The organism is Haemophilus seminalis (assembly GCF_006384255.1).
GTDB classification, from domain to species: domain Bacteria; phylum Pseudomonadota; class Gammaproteobacteria; order Enterobacterales; family Pasteurellaceae; genus Haemophilus; species Haemophilus seminalis.
The window spans coordinates 321,940-345,980 of sequence record NZ_VCED01000001.1; the positions used below are offsets into that span (position 1 = coordinate 321,940).

Here is a 24,041-nt window from a genome sequence, read left to right on the forward strand (position 1 = left end):
AAAAATAAAATGACCATTGAAATTCTTGTTCCAGACCTACCTGAATCAGTTGCAGATGCAACAGTGGCTACTTGGCATAAAAAAGTAGGCGATATTGTGAAACGTGATGAAGTTATTGTAGAAATTGAAACGGATAAAGTCGTGCTAGAAGTACCCGCACTTTCTGATGGCGTGTTGGCAGAAGTTGTTCAAGCTGAGGGCGAAACTGTGGTGAGCAAACAGCTGCTAGGCAAAATTTCTACGGCTCAAGAAGGGGATGTCAGTCCCGCGACGTTAAAAGCAACGAATGAACCCACACCATCTGATCGTCAACATGCAGCGATTGAAAATAGTCATAATCATAATGCGGATCAAGGCCCTGCGATTCGCCGTTTATTAGCAGAACATGATTTACAAGCCGATCAAATTCAAGGTTCGGGTGTGGGTGGCCGTTTAACACGTGAAGACATTGAGCGTGAAATCGCAAAACGACAAGCACTGCAAGCGAAACAAGAAGTTGCCACTGAGCAAAATACAATTAGTACGGTAGCTTATAGTGCACGTTCTGAAAAACGTGTGCCAATGACCCGTTTGCGTAAACGTATTGCTGAACGTTTACTGGAAGCCAAAAATAGTACAGCAATGCTTACTACTTTCAATGAAGTGGATATGCAGCCGATAATGACTTTGCGCAAAACCTATGGAGAAAAATTTGAAAAACAGCATGGTGTTCGTTTAGGATTTATGTCTTTTTATATCAAAGCGGTTGTGGAAGCATTGAAACGTTACCCTGAAGTGAATGCTTCTATTGATGGGGATGACGTTGTTTACCATAACTATTTTGATATTAGTATTGCGGTTTCGACCCCGCGTGGATTAGTCACCCCAGTGCTTCGCGATTGCGATAAGCTCAGTATGGCAGATATTGAAAAACAAATTAAGGCATTAGCTGAAAAAGGTCGTGATGGCAAATTGACTGTAGAAGATCTCACTGGCGGCAATTTTACTATTACAAATGGCGGCGTGTTTGGTTCTCTTATGTCCACCCCAATTATCAATCCACCACAAAGTGCGATTTTAGGAATGCATGCAATTAAAGAACGTCCGATTGCGCTTAATGGTCAAGTTGTGATTCGTCCGATGATGTATCTTGCTTTATCTTACGATCATCGTTTAATTGATGGCCGTGAATCTGTTGGTTTCTTGGTAACGATTAAAGAATTATTGGAAGACCCAACAAGATTATTATTGGAAATTTAGTTTTTATAAAAACGTTAAATACAGATATGCGTTATACTTTATTTAAATTCAACTTTGGTTGTATGAAATTTTGGTGTGACGCATATTTTTTGCGTTTTTATGATAGAATGCCTATCCAAAAATATTTATTTTCTTAACCGCACTTTGTGAGCAATATTTATGACTACACAACTTGATTTAATAAAATCTTCTATCAAATCAATTCCTAACTATCCAAAAGAAGGCATTATCTTTCGTGACATTACCAGCCTTTTAGAAGTTCCATCAGCTTTTAAAGCAACAATAGATCTTATTGTGGAACAATATCGTGACAAAGGACTTACCAAAGTGCTTGGAACCGAATCTCGTGGTTTTATTTTTGGCGCACCCGTTGCCCTAGCACTAGGTTTACCTTTCGAATTAGTACGTAAACCTAAAAAATTACCACGTGAAACTATTTCTCAATCTTATCAATTAGAATATGGTCAAGATACTTTGGAAATGCACATTGATGCAATTTCAGAAGGTGACAATGTTTTAATCATTGATGATTTATTAGCAACAGGCGGCACCGTTGAAGCGACGGTAAAATTAGTACAACGTTTAGGTGGAGTAGTAAAACACGCTGCATTTGTGATTAATTTACCTGAATTAGGTGGCGAAAAACGCTTAAATAATTTGGGCGTTGATTGCTATACACTCGTCAATTTTGAAGGTCATTAATTAAGGATTCGATGAGCTATCAAGTCTTAGCCAGAAAGTGGCGACCAAAAACATTTGCTGATGTTGTTGGGCAAGAACACATTATCACGGCATTAGCAAATGGATTAAAAGATAATCGACTACATCACGCTTACCTCTTTTCAGGCACCCGTGGTGTAGGGAAAACCTCTATTGCTCGATTGTTTGCAAAAGGATTAAATTGTGTACATGGTGTAACCGCAACACCCTGCGGTGAATGTGAAAATTGTAAAGCGATTGAGCAAGGTAATTTTATTGATTTAATTGAAATTGATGCAGCATCACGCACAAAAGTTGAAGACACGCGCGAATTATTAGATAACGTGCAATATAAACCAGTTGTGGGCAGATTTAAGGTTTACTTAATCGATGAAGTCCATATGCTATCTCGCCATTCATTTAATGCGTTGCTCAAGACTTTGGAAGAACCACCAGAATATGTAAAATTCTTACTCGCGACAACGGATCCACAAAAATTACCTGTAACTATTCTTTCTCGCTGTTTACAATTTCATCTCAAAGCATTAGATGAAACCCAAATCTCCCAGCATCTTGCCCATATTCTGACGCAAGAAAATATTCCTTTTGAAGATCCTGCGTTAGTTAAACTTGCAAAAGCGGCGCAAGGAAGTATTCGTGATAGCTTAAGTTTAACCGATCAAGCCATTGCTATGGGTGACCAACAAGTTACTAATAGTGTTGTAAGCAATATGTTAGGGTTACTTGATGATAACTATTCTGTTGACATTTTGTACGCTTTACACCAAGGTAATGGTGAACTATTAATGCGAACACTGCAAAAAGTTGCAGATGCGGCAGGTGATTGGGATAAATTACTTGGTGAATGTGCAGAAAAATTACATCAAATTGCACTCATGCAACTTCTTCCACAAAAATCTTCAGATGACAATGAACATTTTTCATTTTTAGCCAAACATATCTCTCCAGAAGATGTTCAGTTTTTTTATCAAGTGATTGTTTCTGGTAGAAAAGACTTATCAAATGCGCCAAACCGTCGTATTGGCACAGAAATGACATTATTGAGGGCATTGGCATTCCACCCAAAGTTCCTTACGGCAGTACCAAAGGCTAACACTACAATTACTCCACCGCTATCAACTCCAGGTGCGGTTGAAAATACAGGTAATTATGTCGATGTGCCAGTACTGTCGCAAAGTGTAAAATCAGCTTATTCTCAAGCAAAACCAAATAAAACGAGCATTCCAAATTTGGCAAGCCTTTCGGCTTTAGATGCGCTTGAACATTTAACACAACTGGAAAACCAAGAACGTCAAGAACACAAAGCTGAATCACTAGCTGCAGTAAGTGAGACTTTACATCACATCCAAGAACTAGATGAAGAAAAATCGAATAAAAAAATGACCGCACTTCCTGTGCGCGAAATGTCTGCACCAAAATTAAAAAATGAAAAACTTTCCTCTTTTTCTCCTCAAATAGCTAGTATGGCTAAAGAAGTTGCTATTGTTGAAAATTCTATGGAGGATAATGCCGAAATAATGCAGGAAGAACGGGAGATTTTAGATGCAGAGACTTATCGTTGGGAATGGAGTAATCCAGAGTTTGCTAAAGCTGATACAGGCGTTCGCCCTTCTGATATAAAACAGGCGATTTTAAAAGATATTACGCCTGAATTACGTTTAAAAATCATTACCCAAACTCAACAACAAGATGAGTGGGCTGATATGGTGGAACGTTCAGGGGTAACAGGATTTAGCAAAGAATTAGCGTTAAATTGTTTCTTGCAAAGTAAAACTGATGATGAAATCAATCTTGGATTACATTCAGAAAAATCCCATCTATGCCAAGAGAGAAGTATTAAGCATTTAACTGAAGCATTAAGTAAACTTCAAGGCAAGGCTATTCATGTAAAAATTAACATTGATGACAGTTCCGTCACCACACCGATGGAATATCGTCGTAATATTTATCAAACTTTAAAGGAGAAAGCGAGAACTGCACTTCAACAAGACAATAAAATTCTACTTTTACAGAAAGAGTTTGATGCTAAACTAGACGTAGAGAGTATTCGCCCAGTTTAGCTATAGTTTGATCTTTATTTATTCAGAATTCATTATCTACGTACAGTATAGTCTCCCTCACAAACCCATTTATAACTTGTTAATGCTTCTAATCCCATTGGGCCACGAGCGTGAAGTTTTTGAGTACTCACGGCAACTTCTGCGCCTAATCCAAATTGTCCGCCATCAGTAAAACGTGTGCTTGCATTCACATAAACAGCAGCGGCGTCGACTTGATTAATAAATTGACGCGCGAGGTTTTGTGAGGAAGTTAAAATACTTTCAGAATGTTGCGTACCATATTGGCGGATATGCTCAATAGCGGCATGAATATCTTCTACAACAACCACATTCAAATCCAATGATCCCCATTCTTCGCGCAATTCTTTTTCTGTCACTTCGAAGACATTCGCACCCGCTTGTTTCAATATATTAAGTGCGGTGGATTTTGCGTGATATTTTACGTTTTTGGTAGCGAGGTGAGAGACAAGTTTAGGTAAAAATTCTTCAGCAATAGAATGTTGAACTAACAATGTTTCCAATGTGTTACAAGTGCTTGGACGTTGGGTTTTGGCGTTATCAATAACAAAAATCGCTTTATTTTGATCCGCACTTTTTTCAACGAAAGTATGGCAAACACCCACACCACCCACAATAACAGGAATAGTAGAATGTTGTTTACACAATTCATGTAAACCCGCACCACCCCTAGGAATAATCATATCCACATAGCGATCCAGTTTTAATAATTGCATAACGAGTTCACGGTTTGGATCGGTAATGGCTTGCACTGCAAATTTTGGTAAGCCTGCTTGCTCTAAAGCATTTTGTACAACTTCGATTAGAATTTTGTTAGAAAACTGTGTTTCTTTACCACCGCGTAAAATCACTGCATTACTGGTTTTAAGGCAAAGACTTGCCACATCAATGGTCACATTTGGGCGAGCCTCATAAATTGTGCCAATGACGCCAAGCGGAGTGCGTACGCGTTCGATTTTAAGTCCGCTATCCAATGTACCGCCGTCTATGATTTTCCCCACTGGATCTGAAAGTGAAATAACGTGGCGTACATCATTAGCAATGCCTTGCAAACGTTCTTGTGTGAGTAGTAGGCGATCAATCAAAGCATCAGATAATCCATTTTGTTTAGCTAGTTCAATATCTTTTGCGTTTTCGGCTAAGATAAGCGGTGCTTGTTGTTCGAGTTGTTCTGCAATAATAGATAATGCACGATTTTTTTCAGCAGTGGTGAGTCGAGCCAAGATAAATGCAGCATCTTTAGCTTGTTTACCCATTTGTTCTAACATAGTTATTCCCTTTATTGTATTTATTTCTTTTTATTTGGCAGCTTATCTTGTTCTTCTGATGTGAGTTCTTGGTAATTAAACACGGGTAAACCCCATTCGAAATGAATAGCTAAAAGGCGTAAAGTAAAGCTGCTAATAAGTGTGAGTAACACGGCAAGAGTATGTTCTACTTGAAGTGTGCTTAATGCGTAATAAGTCAGCGTGGCAAATAGTGCAATGCTGGCGTAGAGTTCTTTTTGGAATACGAGAGGAATTCGATTGCATAGCATATCGCGTAGAACCCCGCCAAAGGCACCTGTAATACAGCCGGCAATACTTACAATAGTGAGGCTATGTCCCATATCCATCGCAATTTGCGCGCCAATAATGGAATACACCACTAAACCCATCGCATCGAGTACCAAGAAAATAGTGCGGAAGTAGCGCATAAAATGATTGATGAATGGCGCAACATATACGGTAATCACCGCTGCACTTGCTACCATTAAAAAATATTCTGGATGTTTAACCCAGCCTAGAGGGTAATGTCCGAGTAGTACATCACGCACAGAGCCACCGCCAATGGCAGTGACGGATGCGATAATTATCACGCCAAAAATATCCATTTTTTCACGACCTGCCGCAAGTGCACCTGTCATTCCTTCAGCTGTGATACCGATGATATATAAAATACTAAGTAACATTCATGTACCTAAGTGCGGTTATAATTGGTTTCATTCTACTTTAAAATTTAATGAATTTTTAGCATAATGGCGCATTATTTTTTCAGACGTCAAAATTATGTCAGAACAATCTTCTAAATATATCGCGGCATTGCTTGCGGTATTATCGATCTCAATGGTGCTTGGCATCGATCTATTTATTTTTTCTTTGCAATCTGAAAAGCAAACAATGCCTCATTTAGGTATAGGTGTGTTGGTTGCACAGCTAATTTCTTTGTTGGTATTTTATCGTGGCGAAATTTGCCCAGGACAACGTGGTCGTTTAATCAAAGTTAATCTGACTTTTGCCATTTATTGGGCATTGTGGTTGCTGATAAGTCTATTACAGAGTAATCACACGCTTACTAACGTGATGAGCATATGTGGTCTTTCTGTCGTGTATTTTATTTGGAAACAACCAAAAACTGAAAAAATCCGTAATAGCTTTTTATTGATGGCTGCATTAATTGCGGGTTTAGGTTGCTTGAGTTATTTAATGATTTTTACCGCGCTTCCTGCGAGTGATTTTGCTGAATATAACCCTTTTGCGCCGATTTTATCTGGCGTGATTTTGGCAAATCTTGCGCTTGTTATTGCACGAAATCGTTTACAAGGTTTTATTGCATTATTGCCCTTAGCCATGATTATATTGCTTGCCCTAAATGCTTTAGCAATGTTTTTATTTTTACTTTTAAATGGCATGGAAAGTGCGGTTAATTCTGACAGTATTTTCGCTTACATCATTTATTTTGTTTGCCATTTTGTTATTGCGGCTATTTTGATTCTGCATAGTTTTCAAAAGTGGAAATTATCTGCCAATAGTTTATTTATCCTATTATTTATTGCTATTTGCTTGCCGTTATGGATGGTCTTCGCTTAATGGAAAAGCAAAATAATATTGCCTCTTTGATGTTGGTGGTAGGCTGTATTTTATTTGGCTTAGGTAGTTTGATTGTTAAGTTCGTGCCTGTCGGTGCTTATGCAATTGCTTTTTGGCGATTATTAATTGCATCAGGCATTTTCTATTTTTTAATGAAACTAAAACGCCAACATTTTCCGAAAAGTAAAAAGGCTTTATTTTTCGCCGCACTTTCAGGGGTATTTTTAGCGTTTGATCTTGCCTTTTGGCATGAAAGTATTTACTCCGTAGGTCCAGGCATTTCTACCTTATTAAATAGCTTGCAAATTTTTTGTTTGGCTGCCATTGGTTTTGTCTTTTTTGCAGAATGTCAAAGCAAACTACAAATATTAAGTTTGTTTTTGGCGATAGTTGGCGTAGCGTTAATTTCTGTAGAAGAATTACAGCATAATATTGACGGAATTTATGGCATTGTGATTGGTTTAATTTCAGCGGTAATGTTGGCTGGTTCTATGGTGATGGTGAAAAAAGTTCATCAAGAAGAGCAAACGGCATTATTCCCATTGATGTTAATTATCAGTTTGACAGGTGCTTTAGTGCTACTTGTCCCATCTTTAATTTTCAATTCAAACAATCTTTATCCAACAACATGGCTGGATTGGGGATTAGTCTTGATGTATGGTGCAGTAATGCAGTGTATTGCTTGGGGCATGATTGCTTATTCAATCCCTTTGCTTTCGCTAAGTGTTACTGGATTATTGTTACTCACGGAGCCAGTAGTTGCATTGTTGATTGATTATTTCTATTTGGATAAAGCGATTAATCTTTGGCAATGTCTTGGTGCATTGCTCACTTTATTTGCGATTTATTTAGGATCAAAACGTTAGAAATTAATGTTCCCTCAATCATATTGAGGGAACAACCATGAATTGTGAGCCTATTTTCCCATAGATTTTTTAAGATTTCGGCTGGTTAGAAAGTAATACGCCAACACGGAAATCGCAACACATGCCCCCATAGTAAAGAGCATTGGTGCGGCAGTATCCATTTTCATTGACGCGACTAAACTTCCCATAATTGCACCCACTGCAAAACGTACGCTACCAATCAAAGAATTTGCTGTTCCCGCCATTTGAGGACATCTTTCTAAAGCTGATGCCATTGCATTTGATGAAATTACTGGGTTTGGACCGACGAAAAAGGCGATGCCAATTGCCATTGGCCAAAAACCGAGATCTAAAAGTGCGGTCAAAATTAGCCACATTCCAGAAAGGAATTGAATTGTGAGGGCTATCCGTAACATTGTTTCTGCGCCCACTTTAGTGACAAATCGGCTATTCAAAAAGGAGGCAAAGATCATTGTAACGATATTCATCATGAAGAAGTAACCGAACTGATCGACGGGAACCCCATAAATGCCGATATAGACAATTGATCCTGCAGTCACAAAAGCAAACAACCCGCCAAAGCCAAAAGAGGCGGCAAACATGTAGCCAAGCACTTCTTTTTGCTTCCAAAGCAGAAGAAAATTGCGAGCAATAATATTTAAGCGCAGCGGAATGCGATTTTCTTTTTTATGGGTTTCTGGAATGATGAAAAAGACCAATGCTGCGGCTAATAATCCCACGAGCGAAATAACGTAAAAAATCGCGTGCCAGTGGAAAAATTTAACGATGTAACCACCAATAATTGGCGCAACTAAAGGCGCAAGCATAAATACTAACGTGATGGTGGACATCACTTTGGATAGCTGATCTTTACTAAATAAATCACGCAATAATGCGCCTGAAAGCACAACTGGTGCGGCACCAAAGAAACCTTGCACAAAACGAAGTGCGGTGAAATTTCCGACTGAATTTATTTCGGTGAGCACTAAAGCTGTGAGTGCACCTACAATGACTCCGAGTAAAATGATCGGTTTTCGTCCGAAACTATCACCAAAAGGCCCCCAGAAAAGCTGACCAAACGCCATGCCATAAGCAAAAGAAGTGAGCGTGTGTTGTACTTGCTCTGGACTCACACCGAGATCTTTCGCAATTTCTAAAAAAGACGGCAAATACATATCCACGCCAAAAGGCGGTAGCATGGAGAGAATACCGAGCGTAAGAATAAAGATAAAAGTAGATTTTTGTTGACTCATCTTATTTCACCAAACTTTCGATTTCACTTTGAGTCAATGGGCGGAATTCGCCTTCTTCTAAGGATTGATCCAGCACAACATCCCCAATTTTCCAGCGATGTAATCCAACGACTTTATTCCCAAGTGCGGCAAACATACGTTTTACTTGATGATAGCGACCTTCAGAAATGGTCAGATTCACATTGTAATCATCTAAGATTTCTAATTTTGCTGGTTTAGTAGGTTCTTTTTCTCCGCGTAATAAAATACCTTCTGCACAAGCTGTTGCGTAATTTTCTTCTACGGGATCAGCTAATGTCACCAAATAGGTTTTTTCACAATGATGTTTTGGCGAAGTGATGCGATGTGACCATTGTCCATCATCGGTAAGCAATACGAGACCTGTCGTATTCATGTCTAAGCGACCCGCGCTATGTAATTTTCCAGCCAAAGGGTAATCGAAAAATTGATAAATTGTTGGATAGTCGCCGTCATCATTAGAACAAACACAGCCTTGTGGCTTATGCAACATAAAATATTGACCTTCTTCTACCCAAGTTAATAATTCATCTTCAAAATAAATTTCGTCTTCTTGTGAAATTTGTACTGAGCCACTTTTGACAATTTCACCATTAATTTTTACCGCACTTTGGCGGATTGCTTTTGTTGCTTGAGAACGCGTTAATCCTGTATTTTCAGCAATAAATTTATCTAATCTCATTATGTTTTCTCTTGTTAAAATTCGCTAGGCATTGTACAGGTTTTTGCTTTTAGAACGAAACAAAAAAGGCTGCAATGCAGCCTTTATCTATTAAGCTTGATTAAACCACTTCACGTAATCGAATTGATCGTAATATTTTTTCCCAGTCCAGCCAGAAAATTCAAAAATATCGCCCACCTGATTTTGCTTCTCGAAGCCTTTTATATAATAAGCTGATTTAAAAGCAGGGTAGGGGTTGTGAGTAAAAATCACTTTATTTTTGAAAGGGAGTTGATCAAAAAGTTGAATGTCTTTTTCGGTTACACCATCTCGATCTGTCATCATAATAAAAAGATTATCGAAATTCATTCGTGATGTGCGAAGTTGCCATTTTTCATTGGCTTCTTGATCACTGTGATAGTGCATAAAATGAATTTCAAGATCCGCAAGTTTCCCCACTGGATAACTTTTTTCTGTTTTTACGAATGTGAGAGGTTGTGTGAGATAGAAATCCATATTTTGTAAATAACGTAAAAAATCCTGTGGCGAGAGATAGAGATTCACAAAAGGGGAATTAAACGGCTGGTGCAAATCATGTAAGATAAAAGCCCCCACGCAATTGGCAGAAATGACAGTCATGCCTTGGTTAGTCAATTTACGTTGTAATGAACGATTGATAAAAAATCTTTGGCATTTATTCACCGCACTTTTGATTTTTTGAAATGGGTTCATTTTCTTATCCTCTATGATTTTATTGTGAAAATCGTACCTTTTTTGCTGAAAAATGAAAAGTCTAGCTAATGCCTCGCATCAAAAAATTTTGTAATGATTTTGTGAAAATTTGCAGTCTGTCACAATTTTTTAGATAAAAAACCGCTATAATCGACGTAATATTTCAATCCTGTTTCAATAAAATGGAGCATTTATTATGAGCGAACAATTACGTCAAGCTGCCTTGGATTTCCACGAATTTCCAATTCCGGGAAAAATCGAAGTTACCCCAACAAAATCATTAGCAACACAACGCGATCTGGCTTTAGCTTATTCACCCGGTGTGGCTGAGCCTTGTTTAGAAATTGAAAAAGATCCTGCAGCCTCTTACAAATATACGGCGCGTGGCAATTTAGTGGCGGTGATTTCCAATGGTACAGCGGTACTTGGTCTTGGTAATATCGGCGCGCTTGCCGGCAAACCTGTAATGGAAGGGAAGGGCGTATTGTTCAAAAAATTTGCTGGTATCAATGTATTTGATATTGAAGTGAATGAACATGATCCCGATAAACTTGTTGATATTATTGCTTCGTTAGAGCCAACTTTCGGTGGGGTCAATTTAGAAGATATTAAAGCACCGGAATGTTTCTATATTGAACAAAAATTGCGTGAGAGAATGAACATTCCTGTATTCCATGATGATCAACATGGTACGGCGATCATCAGTGCTGCCGCGATCATCAATTCTCTTCGTATTGTAGGTAAAAAAATTGAAGATGTTCGACTTGTTGCGTCTGGTGCGGGCGCTGCATCTATTGCGTGCTTGAACTTATTGCTTTCTTTAGGTATGAAACGTGAAAACATCACGGTTTGCGACTCTAAAGGCGTGGTATATAAAGGTCGTGATGACAAAATGGATCAAACCAAAAAAGATTATGCAATTGAAGATAATGGCTGGCGTAAACTTGGTGATGCGATTCCAAATGCAGATATTTTCTTAGGTTGTTCTGCAGCTGGTGCGCTTACACAAGATATGGTGAAAACCATGGCTGCGCATCCAATTATTCTTGCTTTGGCTAACCCAAATCCTGAAATTACCCCGCCAGAAGCGAAAGCGGTTCGTCCTGATGCGATTGTATGTACAGGCCGTTCTGATTATCCAAACCAAGTAAATAACGTGCTTTGTTTCCCATTCATTTTCCGTGGCGCATTAGATGTGGGTGCAACCACTATTAATGAAGAAATGAAACGTGCAGCAGTTTATGCGATCGCTGATCTTGCATTAGAAGAGCAAAACGAAGTGGTAACTTCAGCTTACGGTGGTGAAGGGGCGACATTTGGTGCCGATTATGTGATTCCTCGCCCATTCGATCCTCGCTTAATTGTGCGTATCGCACCAGCGGTAGCAAAAGCCGCAATGGAATCAGGTGTGGCAACTCGTCCAATCCAAAATTGGGATGCTTATGTTGAAAAACTAACTCAGTTTGTTTACAAAACGAGCTTGTTTATGCGCCCTATTTTCAGCCAAGCAAAAGCGGCAAAACAACGCATTATTTTAGCGGAAGGGGAAGAAAATAAAGCATTGCATGCCACCCAAGAAGTGATTTCAATGGGCTTGGCAAATCCAATTTTAATTGGTCGCCGCAGTGTGATTGAAGAAAAAATTAAAAAACTTGGTTTACGTTTAACCGCCGGTGTCGATTTTGAAATTGTGGATAACGAAGATAATCCTCGCTATGAAGAATGTTGGAAACACTACTACGAGCTTACCAAACGTAAAGGCATTACACCTGCAATCGCAAAACGTGTCGTGCGTTCTAACACCACCGTATTAGCTTCTACGTTACTTAGTTTAGGTTATGCAGATGCTTTAGTATGCGGCTTATTTGGTTCATACGGAAAACATCTTGCATCTATTCGCGATATTATTGGCTTAAAAGATGGCGTGAAAACTTCCGCGGCTTTAAATAGCCTTGTATTACCGACTGGTAACGTGTTCTTAACTGATACTCACGTAAACAGTAATCCAACAACAGAAGAATTAGCTGAAATTACCTTAATGGCAGCAGAAGAAATCCATCGTTTCGGTATTGAACCTGCAGTTGCATTGCTTTCTCATTCTAATTTTGGTTCATCTAATTCATTAGGTGCACCAAAAATGCGTGAAGTGTTACAGATCGTCAAAGAGCGTAATCCGCACTTAATGATCGATGGTGAAATGCGTGGCGATTTAGCGATGAATGAAGCTCACCGCAAAGAAGTCATGCCTGATAGCCCATTGAAAGGAAGTGCTAATTTATTAGTATTCCCTGATTTGAGTTCATCACGTATTAGTTATAGCTTATTACGCGGAACCACTACGGCAATTACTGTTGGCCCAATCTTAATGGGTATGAACAAATCTGCGCATATTCTTAATCCGGGGGCATCTGTTCGCCGTATTATTAATATGGTAGCCTATGCGGCAGTAAAGGCTCAGCAAGAGTAATGGATAAATGAAATATAAATTAGGCTCCGTTATTAATTGCGGGGCCTTTTATATGAAGTGATTCTAGATTCTAAATATTTTATAAATCAAAATCGCCAAAATCCTTGGTATCTACTTTGGAATCAATTTGACCAACAAGGTAAGAACTTACTTCCACTTCTTGTGGTGCCACTTGTACATTGTCAGAAACAAGCCATGCGTTAATCCATGGAATTGGGTTAGAACGTGCACCAAATGGTAATGGAAGACCAACAGCTTGCATACGGATATTGGTGATGTATTCTACGTATTGCACCAAAATATCTTTGTTTAAACCAATCATTGAACCGTCTTTGAACAAGTAATCTGCCCATTCTTTTTCTTGTTCCGCTGCCGCTAAGAATAAATCATAGGCTTCTTGTTTACATTCTTCCGCAATTTCAGCCATTTCAGGATCGTCTTGTCCTGCCGCCATGATGTTTAAAATGTGCTGCGTACCAGTTAAGTGTAGGGCTTCATCACGTGCGATAAATTTAATGATTTTCGCATTGCCTTCCATTAATTGACGTTCTGCAAAGGCAAATGAGCAAGCGAAGGATACATAGAAACGAATAGCTTCAAGTGCATTCACACTCATCAAGCAAAGGTAAAGTTGTTTTTTCAAATTACGTAATGTCACAACACATTCTTTACCATCTACCGTGTAAGTACCTTCGCCGTATAGGCTGTAAAGTTGGCTGTCGCGGATTAAATCGTCGTAGTAAGAAGAAATATCGCGCGCACGTTTGATGATTTCTTCGTTAGTTACGATGTCGTCAAACACGATAGACGGATCGTTCACGATATTACGAATAATGTGGGTATAAGAGCGAGAGTGGATGGTTTCAGAGAATGTCCAAGTCTCAATCCAAGTTTCTAATTCCGGAATCGACACCAACGGCAACAATGCCACGTTTGGACTACGACCCTGAATAGAATCTAATAAGGTTTGATATTTTAAGTTACTGATGAAAATGTGTTTTTCATGCTCAGGTAACGCAGCATAATCAATACGGTCTTGTGATACATCCACTTCTTCTGGACGCCAGAAGAAAGAAAGTTGTTTTTCAATGAGCTTTTCAAACGTCTCATATTTTTGTTGATCGTAACGCGCAACGTTAACGTTTTGACCAAAGAACATCGGTTCTTTTAACTGGTCGTTTTTGTTTTGTGAGAAAGTGGTGTATGCCATTTTATTTGTCCTTGAATTATTTTAAACCTAAATATCTTTTTACAGCTTTATGAATTATAAAATCTTTTTCATAATCTATATTAGGATTTCCTCTGAAGGAAAATTGATACATATTTCTATTAAACTTATTAAATACATTACCTATAAAGCCAATTCGATATAATATTTCTAATAATGGTTTTATATCCTTATCTAATAAGTGTTTTTCATTTTCGGTCTCAGAGAAATGGTTTCTGATATATGTAATTCTTTCCTCAAAGTCTTTATAGGTGAAAAACTCTTTGAATCCATTAAATATACGCTGGATACCATTTATCTCACTGCCTGAATATCTCACTCTTAACTCTTCAACTAATTCATTCCAAGATGAACTAGAGTAGTCATATTGTATAGAGTCAAACATTTCGTGTTCAAATTTTTCTTTTTCTCCACCTTGTTTTTGTGCAAGAGTCAAAAATCTTACGATATCTCTAGGTCTATACCAAGAATGATGAAGAATATATTTTCGAGTATCATCCCTTTGTATTTTGGGTGGAAATAGGTTGCTCCACACGTCTTTTACTTGACAATTAAGTTGGTAGGCTAGGCGTTTTGTTATTACATTAAGTAATGGCTGATTTTCATCATTTCCTGCACCATACCAAGACAGACTTTCTCCAAAGTCAGATAATGATTTATTTAGTTCATCTCCTGAAATTGCTAGCAGTACTTCTGAACGTATAGCTGAATATATAAATACATTAAATCTCTTTCTTCTGCAAATACCATTGATTTTTTCTATTGAAAGTATTAGATCTTTAATTAAATTTGCATCCTTTTTATATTGTTTCTTTTTAATATAGTTAAGTTCGAGCTCATCAAAAAATATATTAAGGTTTTGAGTGGATGACTCTAATTCTTCAAAAAGTTCATCTATTTCGTATATGTACTCTTTGAAATCTATCTTAATTTCATCTTCTTTTTTATCAAATCCTAATTGAGCAGATAATTCAGTATGCTCAAATAATTTTAGAGATATTGATAAATTTCCATTTTTTATCTTTGGAAATAAACTTGATGTTTTTTTAATTGCTAAAACTTTTTTTGAGAAGATACTCCATGTGTTATTTCTCTGAAATAATTCAATTTCTTTTTTATTTTGAAAAAAAACTATTTCAGAGTATATGAACCAGCGCCAAAGATCTTTATAATCTTTTTCTTCATTAATATTATCCGTATCATACACATTAGTTTTACTCAGTCCTGCACTGATATCTTTATTTCCTAGATCTGATTTAAATAATATAAACTTTGAATAAGTATCTGGGTCTTCCTCTAGTTTTATAGATATATATCTAAGTAAAGCTGTTTTTCCTGTGCCTTTTAGCCCAGTTATAAAGTATCGTTGTCTTTCATAAAATTTTTGAAAGTTAAAATTAGGAGGTATAACGTATGAATTAATAAAAATATCTCTAACATCATCAGTATCTTCAATTAGTTCATTTTTTGCATCTAAATTACCTAATTGCAAATCTTTTAATTTAAAATTACTCATTATTTCCTCGCATAGGTTAAATCTTACACGCCCCACCAGCACATCCGTCATCAAGATCTTCTTGAGCATCTTCGGCACCATCACGGGTGTTTTGATAGTAAAGAGTTTTTAAGCCGTATTTGTAAGCGGTTAAAAGATCTTTTAACAACACTTTCATCGGTACTTTACCGTCTTCAAAACGTTTCGGATCGTAGTTGGTGTTGGCAGAGATCGCTTGGTCTACGAATTTTTGCATAATACCGACTAGGTGTAAGTAGCCGTCATTACTTGGGATATCCCAAAGTAATTCGTAGTTGTCGCTTAAGTTTTCGTATTCAGGTACAACTTGTTTTAGGATACCATCTTTTGACGCTTTAATACTTACATGACCACGCGGTGGCTCAATACCATTAGTCGCATTGGAAATTTGCGATGATGTTTCCGATGGCATTAAGGCGGTTAATGTTGAGTTACGTAAACCAAATTCTTGAATATCTTTACGCAAACTTTCCCAATCATAACGTAATGGCTCTTGCGTTAAGGCATCTAAATCTTTCTTATAGGTATCAATAGGTAAAATGCCTTTTGCATAAGTGGTTTCATTGAAGTATTCGCAAGCACCTTGCTCTTTTGCTAAGTTCATAGAGGCTTTCAATAAATAATATTGAATGGCTTCAAAAGTGCGGTGAGTTAAATCGTTAGCTGAACCATCAGAATAACGAACGCCATTTTTTGCAAGATAATAAGCATAGTTAATGACACCGATACCTAATGCACGACGAGCAAGTGAACTACGTTTTGCCGCCACAACAGGGTAATCTTGATAATCTAATAATGCATCAAGTGAACGTACAGCAAGATCGGCAAGTTTTTCTAATTCATCTAGGTTTTCAATCTTACCTAAGTTAAATGCAGAAAGAGTACAAAGTGCAATTTCTCCATTTTCATCATTAATGTGCTGAAGTGGTTTCGTTGGTAACGCGATTTCTAAACATAAGTTAGATTGGCGAACTGGTGCCACTTGTGGATCAAACGGAGAGTGAGTATTACAGTGGTCTACGTTTTGAATGTAGATACGGCCTGTTGATGCACGTTCTTGCATTAATAAAGAGAAAATCTCAACGGCTTTGACGGTGCGTTTGCGGATAGTTGGATCTTGTTCGTATTTTACGTAAAGTTCTTCAAATTTGTCTTGATCCGCAAAGAATGCTTCATAAAGTCCAGGTACATCTGATGGACTGAATAAAGTAATCTCGCCACCTTTAATTAAGCGTTGATACATTAATTTGTTTAATTGGATGCCATAATCCATATGACGAACGCGGTTGTCTTCTACACCACGGTTATTTTTTAATACAAGTAAGCTTTCTGCTTCTAAGTGCCAAATTGGGTAATAAAGTGTCGCAGCACCGCCACGAACGCCACCTTGTGAGCAAGATTTTACCGCGGTTTGGAAATATTTATAGAATGGAATACAACCCGTATGGAATGCTTCACCGCCACGAATCTCACTACCTAATGCACGAATTGCACCAGCATTGATACCAATCCCTGCACGTTGTGAAACATATTTCACAATAGCTGATGCCGTTGCATTGATTGAATCTAAGCTGTCATCACATTCAATTAATACGCAAGAGCTGAACTGACGAGTCGGTGTGCGCACCCCCGCCATAATTGGCGTTGGTAAGGAGATTTTGAAGGTAGATGTTGCATCGTAGAAACGTTTCACATAATCCAAACGTGTTTCTTTTGGATATTTAGAGAATAAACTTGCGGCAACCAGTAAATAGAGGAATTGTGCTGATTCGTAGATTTCTCCCGTCACACGGTTTTGTACTAAATACTTACCTTCTAATTGTTTTACGGCAGCATAAGAGAATGTCATATCACGCCAATGGTCGATGAAATTGTCCATTTCATCCCATTCTTCGCGGGTATAATCATCCAATAAGGCATGATCGTATTTTCCCATGCGCACTAATTTTTTGACGTGATCGTATAAACGAGGGGGATCAAAATGACCGTAGGCTTTTTTACGTAAATGGAAAATCGCTAAGCGAGCAGCTAAAAATTGATAATCAGGCGTATCTTTGCTGATTAAATCTGCGGCTGCTTTAATAATGGTTTCGTGAATGTCTGAAGTACGAATGCCTTCATAAAATTGAATGTGTGAGCGAAGCTCAACTTGGGAAACAGACACATTGTCTAGACCTTCTGCTGCCCATGTAATAACACGGTGGATTTTATCAAGATTGATTTGTTCTTGCGTGCCATCACGCTTGGTTACCATTAAGCTTTTATTCATTGTACGACCCTTGTTATTATGGCGATGTTAAACACAAGATATAGTGTTTGTAATAAAATCAAGCACAAGGTAATGTGTTTTTTGCTTGAGATCAAGCAATAAATTTTTTGCTTGAATTATTGACAATAGGTAACTTATTTAAAAATAAACGGTTTTTTCGAAGAGCAAAAAAATCAAATTTTTTACTTGTAAAAATGAGAAAAGTGCGGTTGAAATTCGTTGAATTTTTACCGCACTTTGAAGATTAGTTTAGATATTTGAAAACTTTAATTACTTTTTTCACGCCACTGATTTTACTCGCAATGTCTGCGGCCGCATCAGCTTGGGCGTGTGTCAGGGTACCAAGTAGGAAAACTTCTCCATTTTCGCTAATAACTTTAACATCGGTTGCTTTAACTCGACCATCGACTAACATTTTTGATTTGACTTGCGTAGTAATCCAACTGTCTTTGCTGATTTGTGCAAAAGAGATTTTCGGGCCAATAGTCAGTTCGTTATAAATATCATTGACACCTTCAACGCCTTTTGCAAGATCTGCGGCTGTTTCTTTTACGCCACTATTGGGAACTTGACCGATTAAAAGTACTCGATCATTGTAAGACACTGCATTTACACGACCTTCAGTTTTGATTTGAGCATCTTTTTCAACGGCATTTTCTACTTTGAATTCGAGTGTTTCGTCATCTACTTGTGTGCCTGCTGTTCGAGGATCAGTACCTACTTTAGCCGCTGCGGCGCCACCACCTAGAGCGGCAACGATACAACCTTGTAAAAAGAATGTTGTGCTAAGCACGATAGCCAGTTTTTTTAACGGGGATAATGTCATAATTAACTCCTTTTGAGATTAAATTACTGCTAGTTTGAAATTGATTTATTGTGCTGTCAAGCACTTGGGAACAACGTATGGTCAACTAATTCACAAAGGGCATTGATAACAAAAAGATGGTTTTCTAAGACCCGACTTTCTTTGGTTGCTGGAATCGATATTTCTAAATCACTATCAGCTAAAATTCCTTGAATTGCATCGTTATTAGAACCAGTGAGTGCAATGACATTAATTTCTTTATTTACTGCATGAGAAATAGTGTTTAGTACAATTTTTTCTGTTCCCAAAGGTGCAAAAGCAATAAGTAAGTCGCCTGGTTTGGCAACGGCATTAAATTGATGACAATACAATTCCTCAGGCGAGTGTTCAAAAACAAGAGAAGAACCCACCGCACTTTCTAAACTTAAGAGCACAGAGGGAAAACTCGGTCTTGCTAAATCGTATCGATTAAGTAAGTTAGATACGAGAAATTGCGCATTGGCATAAGAGCGCGACACGCCACAAGCGATCACTTTATTTCCACCTAGCAAACATTGCATCACCATTTGGGTAGCGTTAGCAATATTTTCCGAAAGCATACTGGATGCAGCAATTTGAATTTGAATACTTTCGCTATAAATATCTTTTACTTTTTGTAACATCATAAAAAGCCATTAATCGAGAAAATTAGGAATCCATTGAATATCTTGGGGCGTTTTGCCAAAGGCGATTAAATCAAAACGACAATTGGCATCTTCTAAGCTCATATTTTGTTTTGCAAGCCATAAATTTGCCGCATCCAACCATTTTTGTTGTTTTTGCCAATCTACACTTTCTATCGCCGAGCCAAAGGTATGATTAGAACGCTGGCGAACTTCAACAAAAACGATGGTTCCTTTATCATTCATAATAAGATCAAGTTCACCACATTTGAAATTTTGATTAGCTGCAATAAATTTTAAGCCTTTTGATTCTAAAAAAAGGCGAGCTTGATGCTCAAAGCTCGCCCCTTGTTGACGTTTTAAAGAAAACATTAGTTTGCGACCGGTACAACTGCACCATTTTGATATTGATACCAAGTCATATCGCGTTCAACATTACAATTTGTACCCGCACTTAAAATGCCGGTTAAACCACTTAAGCGATATCCTGGTACTTGGCGCAATTCATTAAATTGATTGATGAGTAACCAAGCATCCGCCCCCATTGCATATAAACGCATTAATTGATATTCACCGCCAGTTGTTTTAGCGAGTTTTTGATATTGTGGTGAATTGGTTTCTTTAAAAAATGGAATATCGCTAAATTGAACACCATTCATTTGAGCGACAAACTCAGGATTGCTGCTTGTGGCATTGGAGCTTGAGCGTGAGCTCGCATAAATACGTAAATTTGGTGCACTATTCGTTAAATAGCCTTTCATTTCGACCAGTTCATCTGGATTGGCGACCACATAAAGTGCGGTTGTATTTTCACCATTTTGTTGTAAAAAGTAGGTGACATCAGCAGGTAGATTATAATAACGAACATTCGCATCGACACCAGCAAGTTGTTGCCAACGTACGTTAAAGGCATTACCTACTCGTTGCCCTAAATCATTTTGTGGCATTGCAACCAGTGGACTACGAATTCCATCATTCCACATTTTATTGGCTGCTGACTCTGCTTCATCTTCTGGTGAAAGTCCATAATAGCAAAGTTGAGCAATTGCACGAGAATTTGGTGTAGCGTTTAATGCAAGCACATCCATACCTTGAATTTGTGCTGGATCCGCCAAAATTACATCAAGATTTTGTTTTAGTAATGGACCCACTAACGTTTTAATCCCCGCTTGTTTCGCTTGCGCGATGATATCTTGTACAGAATTCATTGAGGTATCAAATACTTGCACGGGAATGGTTGAGTTACCTTTCGCATCGTTGAAACCCGATTGAATGGTGGTACCAAGAATTTGTCCGTCACCACTTAATGGCAATAATAAACCAATTTGTGACACATTCGTTTGTTGGAAATTCAGCAATGTAAGCAATTCTTTAGGGAACAAGGTTGCGGCTGCATGATTTGGATAAGCATTTTTCCAACTTTGTAATGCTTGGCTTAATTGAACGGGTTGACGAATATAATCATTGTAGGTTTTGATTAAGGTTAACCAACCACCTAAAGCTGCGTTGCCTTCATCTGAAGCATTATTGATTACGCCAGTATTTGATGAACGTAACAATGCCCAAGTTTTATCAACATTATCTTGACGACGTTGTACATCTGTTAAATTTTCATCAATTTTTATCCGCGCTTTGACGGCCTCAATGATATCTTTTTGGTTTTCAGCAACAACCGCTAAGGTCTCGTAATAACGAGATTTTTGTGACGGGCTTAATTTATTTAAATCCAATGCACGTAATTGATTTTGAGCCACTTCATTGGCGTTTTTTGCAGCAGAAATTCTCGCTTCAATTAATGCACGATCTAATTTTTGCGCATCATTTAATTCACCTAACTCACTTAATAAAGCTTCAGATTGTTCAACTTTATTTTCACTGATTAATACGCGAGCCGTGAGCAATTTATAGGTTTGTTGATCTTCAAGTTCTTGTGCTTGTCCTAATTTATTCATATAAAATTCAGAACTTGCATTCGCATCTTGTTGTAAAGTTTGTGTAAAACTGCTGCCAAGTAGATTTGAACAGCCAGCTAAGGCCATTGACAATAAAATTGGCATTAAACGTTTTTTAAAACGTCCGCCTTGTAATAGAATAGACATTCTCGCTCCATTATGAACAGACAATAGTTGTGGTAGATCTTACTTATCTCATAACTTAAAAGCAAACAAAAATGACTGATTTAACCGGAATTTTATACATTGTTGCCACACCGATTGGCAATTTACAGGATATTACCCAGCGTGCTTTAGATACTTTTACTCAAGTGGATTTAATTGCAGCAGAAGATACCCGTCATAGTGGCCTTTTATTAAGTCATTACGGTATCAAAAAGCCTTTTTTTGCTTTGCATGATCACAATGAACAAGAAAAAGCCCATATTTTGGTGGAAAAACTCAAGCAAGGTAGCCATATTGCTTTGATTTCTGATGCGGGGACGCCATTAATTAGTGATCCTGGTTTTCATTTAGTTCGTCAATGCCGTGAGGCAGGCATTCGCGTTGTTCCTTTGCCCGGTGCATGTGCGGCAATTACCGCACTTTGCGCATCGGGGATTGCTTCTGATAGATTTTGTTTTGAAGGTTTTTTACCAGCAAAAAGTAAAGCCCGCAAAGATAAATTAGAAAATATCGCAAAAGAAGACCGCACTTTGATTTTTTATGAATCCACTCACCGTATTTTAGATACGCTAGAAGATATGCAATCGGTGCTGGGGGAAGAACGATATATTGTGTTAGCCCGTGAAATTACTAAAACTTGGGAAATGATTACGGGGAATACAATTAAAAATTTACGAGAATGGCTTTTAGAAGATCCCAATCGTACAAAAGGCGAGATGGTTTTGATTGTGGAAGGCAAACCAAAGTCTGACAATAACGATGAAATCTCCCCACAAGCGGTGAAGGCGCTTGAATTAATTGCAGAAGAATTACCGCTAAAAAAAGCGGCTGCTATTGTTGCTAAGTTGTATGGTTATAAGAAGAATGCTTTGTATCAATTTGGATTAGAGCATTTGGAAAAGTAACCTCAAAATCAATCGCACTTTATTCATCCAATTTTAATCTGTGCTGTTGCACCAAACAGACACAAGTTCTTACAAGATATTTACTTTTAGACTGGAAAAAATATGTTAAACCAAGTTTCAAATACATTACTGACACCAAGTAATCTTTCAACTAAAGCATTGCTCAATATTTTCGATATGATGTCGCATCGTAATATTGACTATGCTGATTTGTATTTTCAACTTAGCCAAGATGAAAGTTGGGTATTGGAAGATGGGATTATAAAAGAAGGCGGTTTTCATATTGATCGTGGTGTTGGCGTGCGAGCAGTTTCTGGTGAGAAAACAGGCTTTGCTTATGCCGATCAAATTAATCTTGCTTCTTTGCAGCAATGTGCGGAGGCGGTAAAGGGAATTGCGCAAGTAAAACAGGGGAATTTGATTTCGCCATCTGCTTTTAATGTTGTAAATCCTATTACTCGTTATGCAGCGATTAATCCTTTGGAAAGTTTGACTAAAGAGAAAAAAATTGAGCTATTACATTTAGTTGATCGTACAGCACGCGCAGAAGATCATCGCGTAACCCGCGTATCAGCAAGTCTTAGTTCCGTTTATGAAGAAATATTAGTCATGGCGACGGATGGTACGCTAGCTGCAGATATTCGTCCTTTAGTTCGCTTATCTATTTCTGTATTAGTAGAAGAAAATGGAAAACGTGAACGAGGCAGCTGTGGTTCTGGTGGGCGTTTCGGTTTAGATTGGTTCTTTGAAGTGATTGATGGCGATATTAGAGCAGTACGATTTGCTAAAGAAGCGGTTCGTCAAGCTTTAGTAAACCTTAGTGCAGTTGCAGCACCAGCAGGATTAATGCCTGTTGTATTAGGTGCTGGTTGGCCAGGTGTGCTGTTACATGAGGCTGTTGGGCATGGTTTAGAAGGTGATTTTAACCGTAAAGAAAGTTCACTTTTTACAGGCAAGATTGGTGAACAAGTGACTTCACCGTTATGTACGATTGTGGATGATGGCACGATTGAAAATCGTCGAGGTTCATTAACTATTGATGATGAAGGTGTACCAAGTCAATGCAATGTACTCATCAAAGATGGGATCTTGCAAGGTTACATGCAAGATAAAATGAATGCCCGTTTGATGGGCGTCGCACCTACGGGGAATGGCCGTCGTGAGTCTTATGCCCATTTACCAATGCCTAGAATGACTAACACCTATATGCTTGCGGGCCAAAGTCAGTTTGATGATTTGATTACTTCTGTAGAACAGGGGATTTATGCACCGCACTTTGGTGGCGGTCAAGTGGATATTACGTCTGGTAAATTTGTATTTTCTACTTCAGAAGCTTATTTAATTGAAAAAGGAAAAATCACGAAACCTGTGAAGGGCGCAACTTTAATCGGTAGCGGTATTGAAGTGATGCAAAAAATTTCTATGGTTGCAGATAAATCAGAACTCGATTTAGGTATCGGGGTTTGTGGAAAAGAGGGGCAAAGTGTGCCAGTCGGTGTTGGACAGCCCGCACTAAAAATTGATGAAATTACCGTTGGTGGTACAAATTAAACCAAAATTGTGCAAAAGATCACAAAAATTCCATTAAAATTGGATTTTTACTGGCAATCTTATTCAAATTTTGATAGTCTCGGGCAG

General features: G+C 38.1%; 20 protein-coding genes. 8 read left to right on the forward strand and 12 right to left on the reverse strand.

The genetic code is table 11. The annotated features are described in order from the left end of the window. The first annotated feature begins 9 nt into the window (after window positions 1–9). From odhB to dnaX, 3 genes are all read left to right on the forward strand, one after another. Window positions 10–1,239: a 2-oxoglutarate dehydrogenase complex dihydrolipoyllysine-residue succinyltransferase gene (gene odhB / locus FE813_RS01560; protein WP_139989204.1), complete on the forward strand. Its 1,230-nt coding sequence runs from the start codon at window positions 10–12 to the stop codon at window positions 1,237–1,239. 159 nt (window positions 1,240–1,398) lie between these two features. Further along, window positions 1,399–1,941: an adenine phosphoribosyltransferase gene (gene apt, locus FE813_RS01565; RefSeq protein WP_048954030.1), complete on the forward strand. Its 543-nt coding sequence runs from the start codon at window positions 1,399–1,401 to the stop codon at window positions 1,939–1,941. 11 nt (window positions 1,942–1,952) lie between these two features. Continuing rightward, window positions 1,953–4,019 carry a DNA polymerase III subunit gamma/tau gene (gene dnaX, locus FE813_RS01570; protein ID WP_139989205.1) on the forward strand — a complete coding sequence of 689 codons (2,067 nt, stop codon included), beginning with the start codon at window positions 1,953–1,955 and terminating at the stop codon, window positions 4,017–4,019. Window positions 4,020–4,051: 32 nt separating this feature from the next. On the opposite strand, the gene proA is transcribed toward dnaX, so the two are convergent. After that, window positions 4,052–5,305, reverse strand: a complete 1,254-nt coding sequence (proA, locus tag FE813_RS01575) for a glutamate-5-semialdehyde dehydrogenase (RefSeq protein ID WP_139989206.1) — start codon at window positions 5,303–5,305, stop codon at window positions 4,052–4,054. 20 nt (window positions 5,306–5,325) lie between these two features. Next, window positions 5,326–5,988: a trimeric intracellular cation channel family protein gene (locus FE813_RS01580; RefSeq protein WP_005634779.1), complete on the reverse strand. Its 663-nt coding sequence runs from the start codon at window positions 5,986–5,988 to the stop codon at window positions 5,326–5,328. Window positions 5,989–6,085: 97 nt separating this feature from the next. Here FE813_RS01580 and FE813_RS01585 point away from each other — a divergent pair, with 97 nt between their 5' ends. Both FE813_RS01585 and FE813_RS01590 read left to right on the forward strand, forming a co-directional pair. After that, entirely contained in the window at window positions 6,086–6,886 is an 801-nt protein-coding gene (locus tag FE813_RS01585) for an HI_1241 family integral membrane domain (protein ID WP_139989207.1), read from the forward strand. After that, entirely contained in the window at window positions 6,886–7,752 is an 867-nt protein-coding gene (locus FE813_RS01590) for a DMT family transporter (RefSeq protein ID WP_139989208.1), read from the forward strand. Before FE813_RS01585 ends, FE813_RS01590 begins: the two co-directional genes overlap by 1 nt. A gap of 50 nt (window positions 7,753–7,802) precedes the next feature. Here FE813_RS01590 and FE813_RS01595 read toward each other — a convergent pair whose 3' ends face one another. The 3 genes from FE813_RS01595 to FE813_RS01605 form a co-directional block, all read right to left on the reverse strand. Beyond that, window positions 7,803–9,005, reverse strand: coding sequence for a Bcr/CflA family multidrug efflux MFS transporter (locus FE813_RS01595; RefSeq protein ID WP_139989209.1), 1,203 nt, complete (start codon window positions 9,003–9,005; stop codon window positions 7,803–7,805). 1 nt (window position 9,006) lies between these two features. Further along, window positions 9,007–9,705, reverse strand: a complete 699-nt coding sequence (gene rsuA / locus FE813_RS01600) for a 16S rRNA pseudouridine(516) synthase RsuA (RefSeq protein WP_139989210.1) — start codon at window positions 9,703–9,705, stop codon at window positions 9,007–9,009. 90 nt (window positions 9,706–9,795) lie between these two features. Beyond that, the gene (locus FE813_RS01605; RefSeq protein WP_139989211.1) at window positions 9,796–10,416 is read right to left on the reverse strand and encodes a DUF1919 domain-containing protein; all 621 of its coding nucleotides are present in this window, start codon (window positions 10,414–10,416) and stop codon (window positions 9,796–9,798) included. 196 nt (window positions 10,417–10,612) lie between these two features. Between FE813_RS01605 and FE813_RS01610 the strand changes: the two genes are divergently transcribed. After that, entirely contained in the window at window positions 10,613–12,883 is a 2,271-nt protein-coding gene (locus FE813_RS01610) for an NADP-dependent malic enzyme (protein WP_139989212.1), read from the forward strand. A gap of 79 nt (window positions 12,884–12,962) precedes the next feature. Here the strand turns inward: FE813_RS01610 and nrdB are convergent, their stop codons facing one another. From nrdB to FE813_RS01645, 7 genes are all read right to left on the reverse strand, one after another. Continuing rightward, window positions 12,963–14,093 (reverse strand): class Ia ribonucleoside-diphosphate reductase subunit beta, encoded by a 1,131-nt coding sequence (nrdB, locus tag FE813_RS01615; RefSeq protein ID WP_139989213.1) that lies wholly within the window; start codon window positions 14,091–14,093, stop codon window positions 12,963–12,965. 16 nt (window positions 14,094–14,109) lie between these two features. Beyond that, window positions 14,110–15,678, reverse strand: coding sequence for a P-loop ATPase, Sll1717 family (locus FE813_RS01620; RefSeq protein ID WP_139989214.1), 1,569 nt, complete (start codon window positions 15,676–15,678; stop codon window positions 14,110–14,112). Continuing rightward, a complete protein-coding gene (gene nrdA, locus FE813_RS01625) occupies window positions 15,644–17,914 on the reverse strand; it encodes a class 1a ribonucleoside-diphosphate reductase subunit alpha (RefSeq protein ID WP_139989215.1) in 2,271 nt (756 codons plus the stop codon). The genes FE813_RS01620 and nrdA overlap by 35 nt, the downstream gene beginning before the upstream one ends. Before the next feature lie 244 nt (window positions 17,915–18,158). Beyond that, window positions 18,159–18,740: a division/outer membrane stress-associated lipid-binding lipoprotein gene (dolP, locus tag FE813_RS01630; protein ID WP_139989216.1), complete on the reverse strand. Its 582-nt coding sequence runs from the start codon at window positions 18,738–18,740 to the stop codon at window positions 18,159–18,161. Between the two features lie 56 nt (window positions 18,741–18,796). Continuing rightward, complete coding sequence (locus FE813_RS01635) at window positions 18,797–19,381, reverse strand: D-sedoheptulose-7-phosphate isomerase (RefSeq protein ID WP_139989300.1); 585 nt, start codon at window positions 19,379–19,381, stop codon at window positions 18,797–18,799. Between the two features lie 12 nt (window positions 19,382–19,393). After that, window positions 19,394–19,753: a YraN family protein gene (locus tag FE813_RS01640; RefSeq protein WP_139989217.1), complete on the reverse strand. Its 360-nt coding sequence runs from the start codon at window positions 19,751–19,753 to the stop codon at window positions 19,394–19,396. Further along, entirely contained in the window at window positions 19,753–21,480 is a 1,728-nt protein-coding gene (locus FE813_RS01645; protein ID WP_139989218.1) for a penicillin-binding protein activator, read from the reverse strand. Before FE813_RS01645 ends, FE813_RS01640 begins: the two co-directional genes overlap by 1 nt. A gap of 71 nt (window positions 21,481–21,551) precedes the next feature. On the opposite strand from FE813_RS01645, the gene rsmI reads away from it, so the two are divergent. Continuing rightward, window positions 21,552–22,403: a 16S rRNA (cytidine(1402)-2'-O)-methyltransferase gene (gene rsmI / locus FE813_RS01650; RefSeq protein ID WP_139989219.1), complete on the forward strand. Its 852-nt coding sequence runs from the start codon at window positions 21,552–21,554 to the stop codon at window positions 22,401–22,403. A gap of 102 nt (window positions 22,404–22,505) precedes the next feature. Next, window positions 22,506–23,954, forward strand: a complete 1,449-nt coding sequence (gene tldD / locus FE813_RS01655) for a metalloprotease TldD (protein WP_139989220.1) — start codon at window positions 22,506–22,508, stop codon at window positions 23,952–23,954. Window positions 23,955–24,041 lie beyond the last annotated feature (87 nt).

Excerpts from the sequence above, each read along its gene's own strand:
- FE813_RS01595 (WP_139989209.1), bottom strand. The coding sequence starts at position 9,005 with ATGAGTCAACAAAAATCTACTTTTATCTTTATTCTTACGCTCGGTATT.
- tldD (WP_139989220.1), top strand. The coding sequence starts at position 22,506 with ATGTTAAACCAAGTTTCAAATACATTACTGACACCAAGTAATCTTTCA.
- nrdB (WP_139989213.1), bottom strand. The coding sequence starts at position 14,093 with ATGGCATACACCACTTTCTCACAAAACAAAAACGACCAGTTAAAAGAA.
- dnaX (WP_139989205.1), top strand. The coding sequence starts at position 1,953 with ATGAGCTATCAAGTCTTAGCCAGAAAGTGGCGACCAAAAACATTTGCT.
- FE813_RS01605 (WP_139989211.1), bottom strand. The coding sequence starts at position 10,416 with ATGAACCCATTTCAAAAAATCAAAAGTGCGGTGAATAAATGCCAAAGA.
- nrdA (WP_139989215.1), bottom strand. The coding sequence starts at position 17,914 with ATGAATAAAAGCTTAATGGTAACCAAGCGTGATGGCACGCAAGAACAA.
- FE813_RS01620 (WP_139989214.1), bottom strand. The coding sequence starts at position 15,678 with ATGACGGATGTGCTGGTGGGGCGTGTAAGATTTAACCTATGCGAGGAA.
- FE813_RS01610 (WP_139989212.1), top strand. The coding sequence starts at position 10,613 with ATGAGCGAACAATTACGTCAAGCTGCCTTGGATTTCCACGAATTTCCA.
- FE813_RS01590 (WP_139989208.1), top strand. The coding sequence starts at position 6,886 with ATGGAAAAGCAAAATAATATTGCCTCTTTGATGTTGGTGGTAGGCTGT.
- apt (WP_048954030.1), top strand. The coding sequence starts at position 1,399 with ATGACTACACAACTTGATTTAATAAAATCTTCTATCAAATCAATTCCT.
- FE813_RS01585 (WP_139989207.1), top strand. The coding sequence starts at position 6,086 with ATGTCAGAACAATCTTCTAAATATATCGCGGCATTGCTTGCGGTATTA.
- FE813_RS01645 (WP_139989218.1), bottom strand. The coding sequence starts at position 21,480 with ATGTCTATTCTATTACAAGGCGGACGTTTTAAAAAACGTTTAATGCCA.
- rsmI (WP_139989219.1), top strand. The coding sequence starts at position 21,552 with ATGACTGATTTAACCGGAATTTTATACATTGTTGCCACACCGATTGGC.
- FE813_RS01580 (WP_005634779.1), bottom strand. The coding sequence starts at position 5,988 with ATGTTACTTAGTATTTTATATATCATCGGTATCACAGCTGAAGGAATG.
- odhB (WP_139989204.1), top strand. The coding sequence starts at position 10 with ATGACCATTGAAATTCTTGTTCCAGACCTACCTGAATCAGTTGCAGAT.
- FE813_RS01635 (WP_139989300.1), bottom strand. The coding sequence starts at position 19,381 with ATGTTACAAAAAGTAAAAGATATTTATAGCGAAAGTATTCAAATTCAA.
- rsuA (WP_139989210.1), bottom strand. The coding sequence starts at position 9,705 with ATGAGATTAGATAAATTTATTGCTGAAAATACAGGATTAACGCGTTCT.
- dolP (WP_139989216.1), bottom strand. The coding sequence starts at position 18,740 with ATGACATTATCCCCGTTAAAAAAACTGGCTATCGTGCTTAGCACAACA.
- proA (WP_139989206.1), bottom strand. The coding sequence starts at position 5,305 with ATGTTAGAACAAATGGGTAAACAAGCTAAAGATGCTGCATTTATCTTG.
- FE813_RS01640 (WP_139989217.1), bottom strand. The coding sequence starts at position 19,753 with ATGTTTTCTTTAAAACGTCAACAAGGGGCGAGCTTTGAGCATCAAGCT.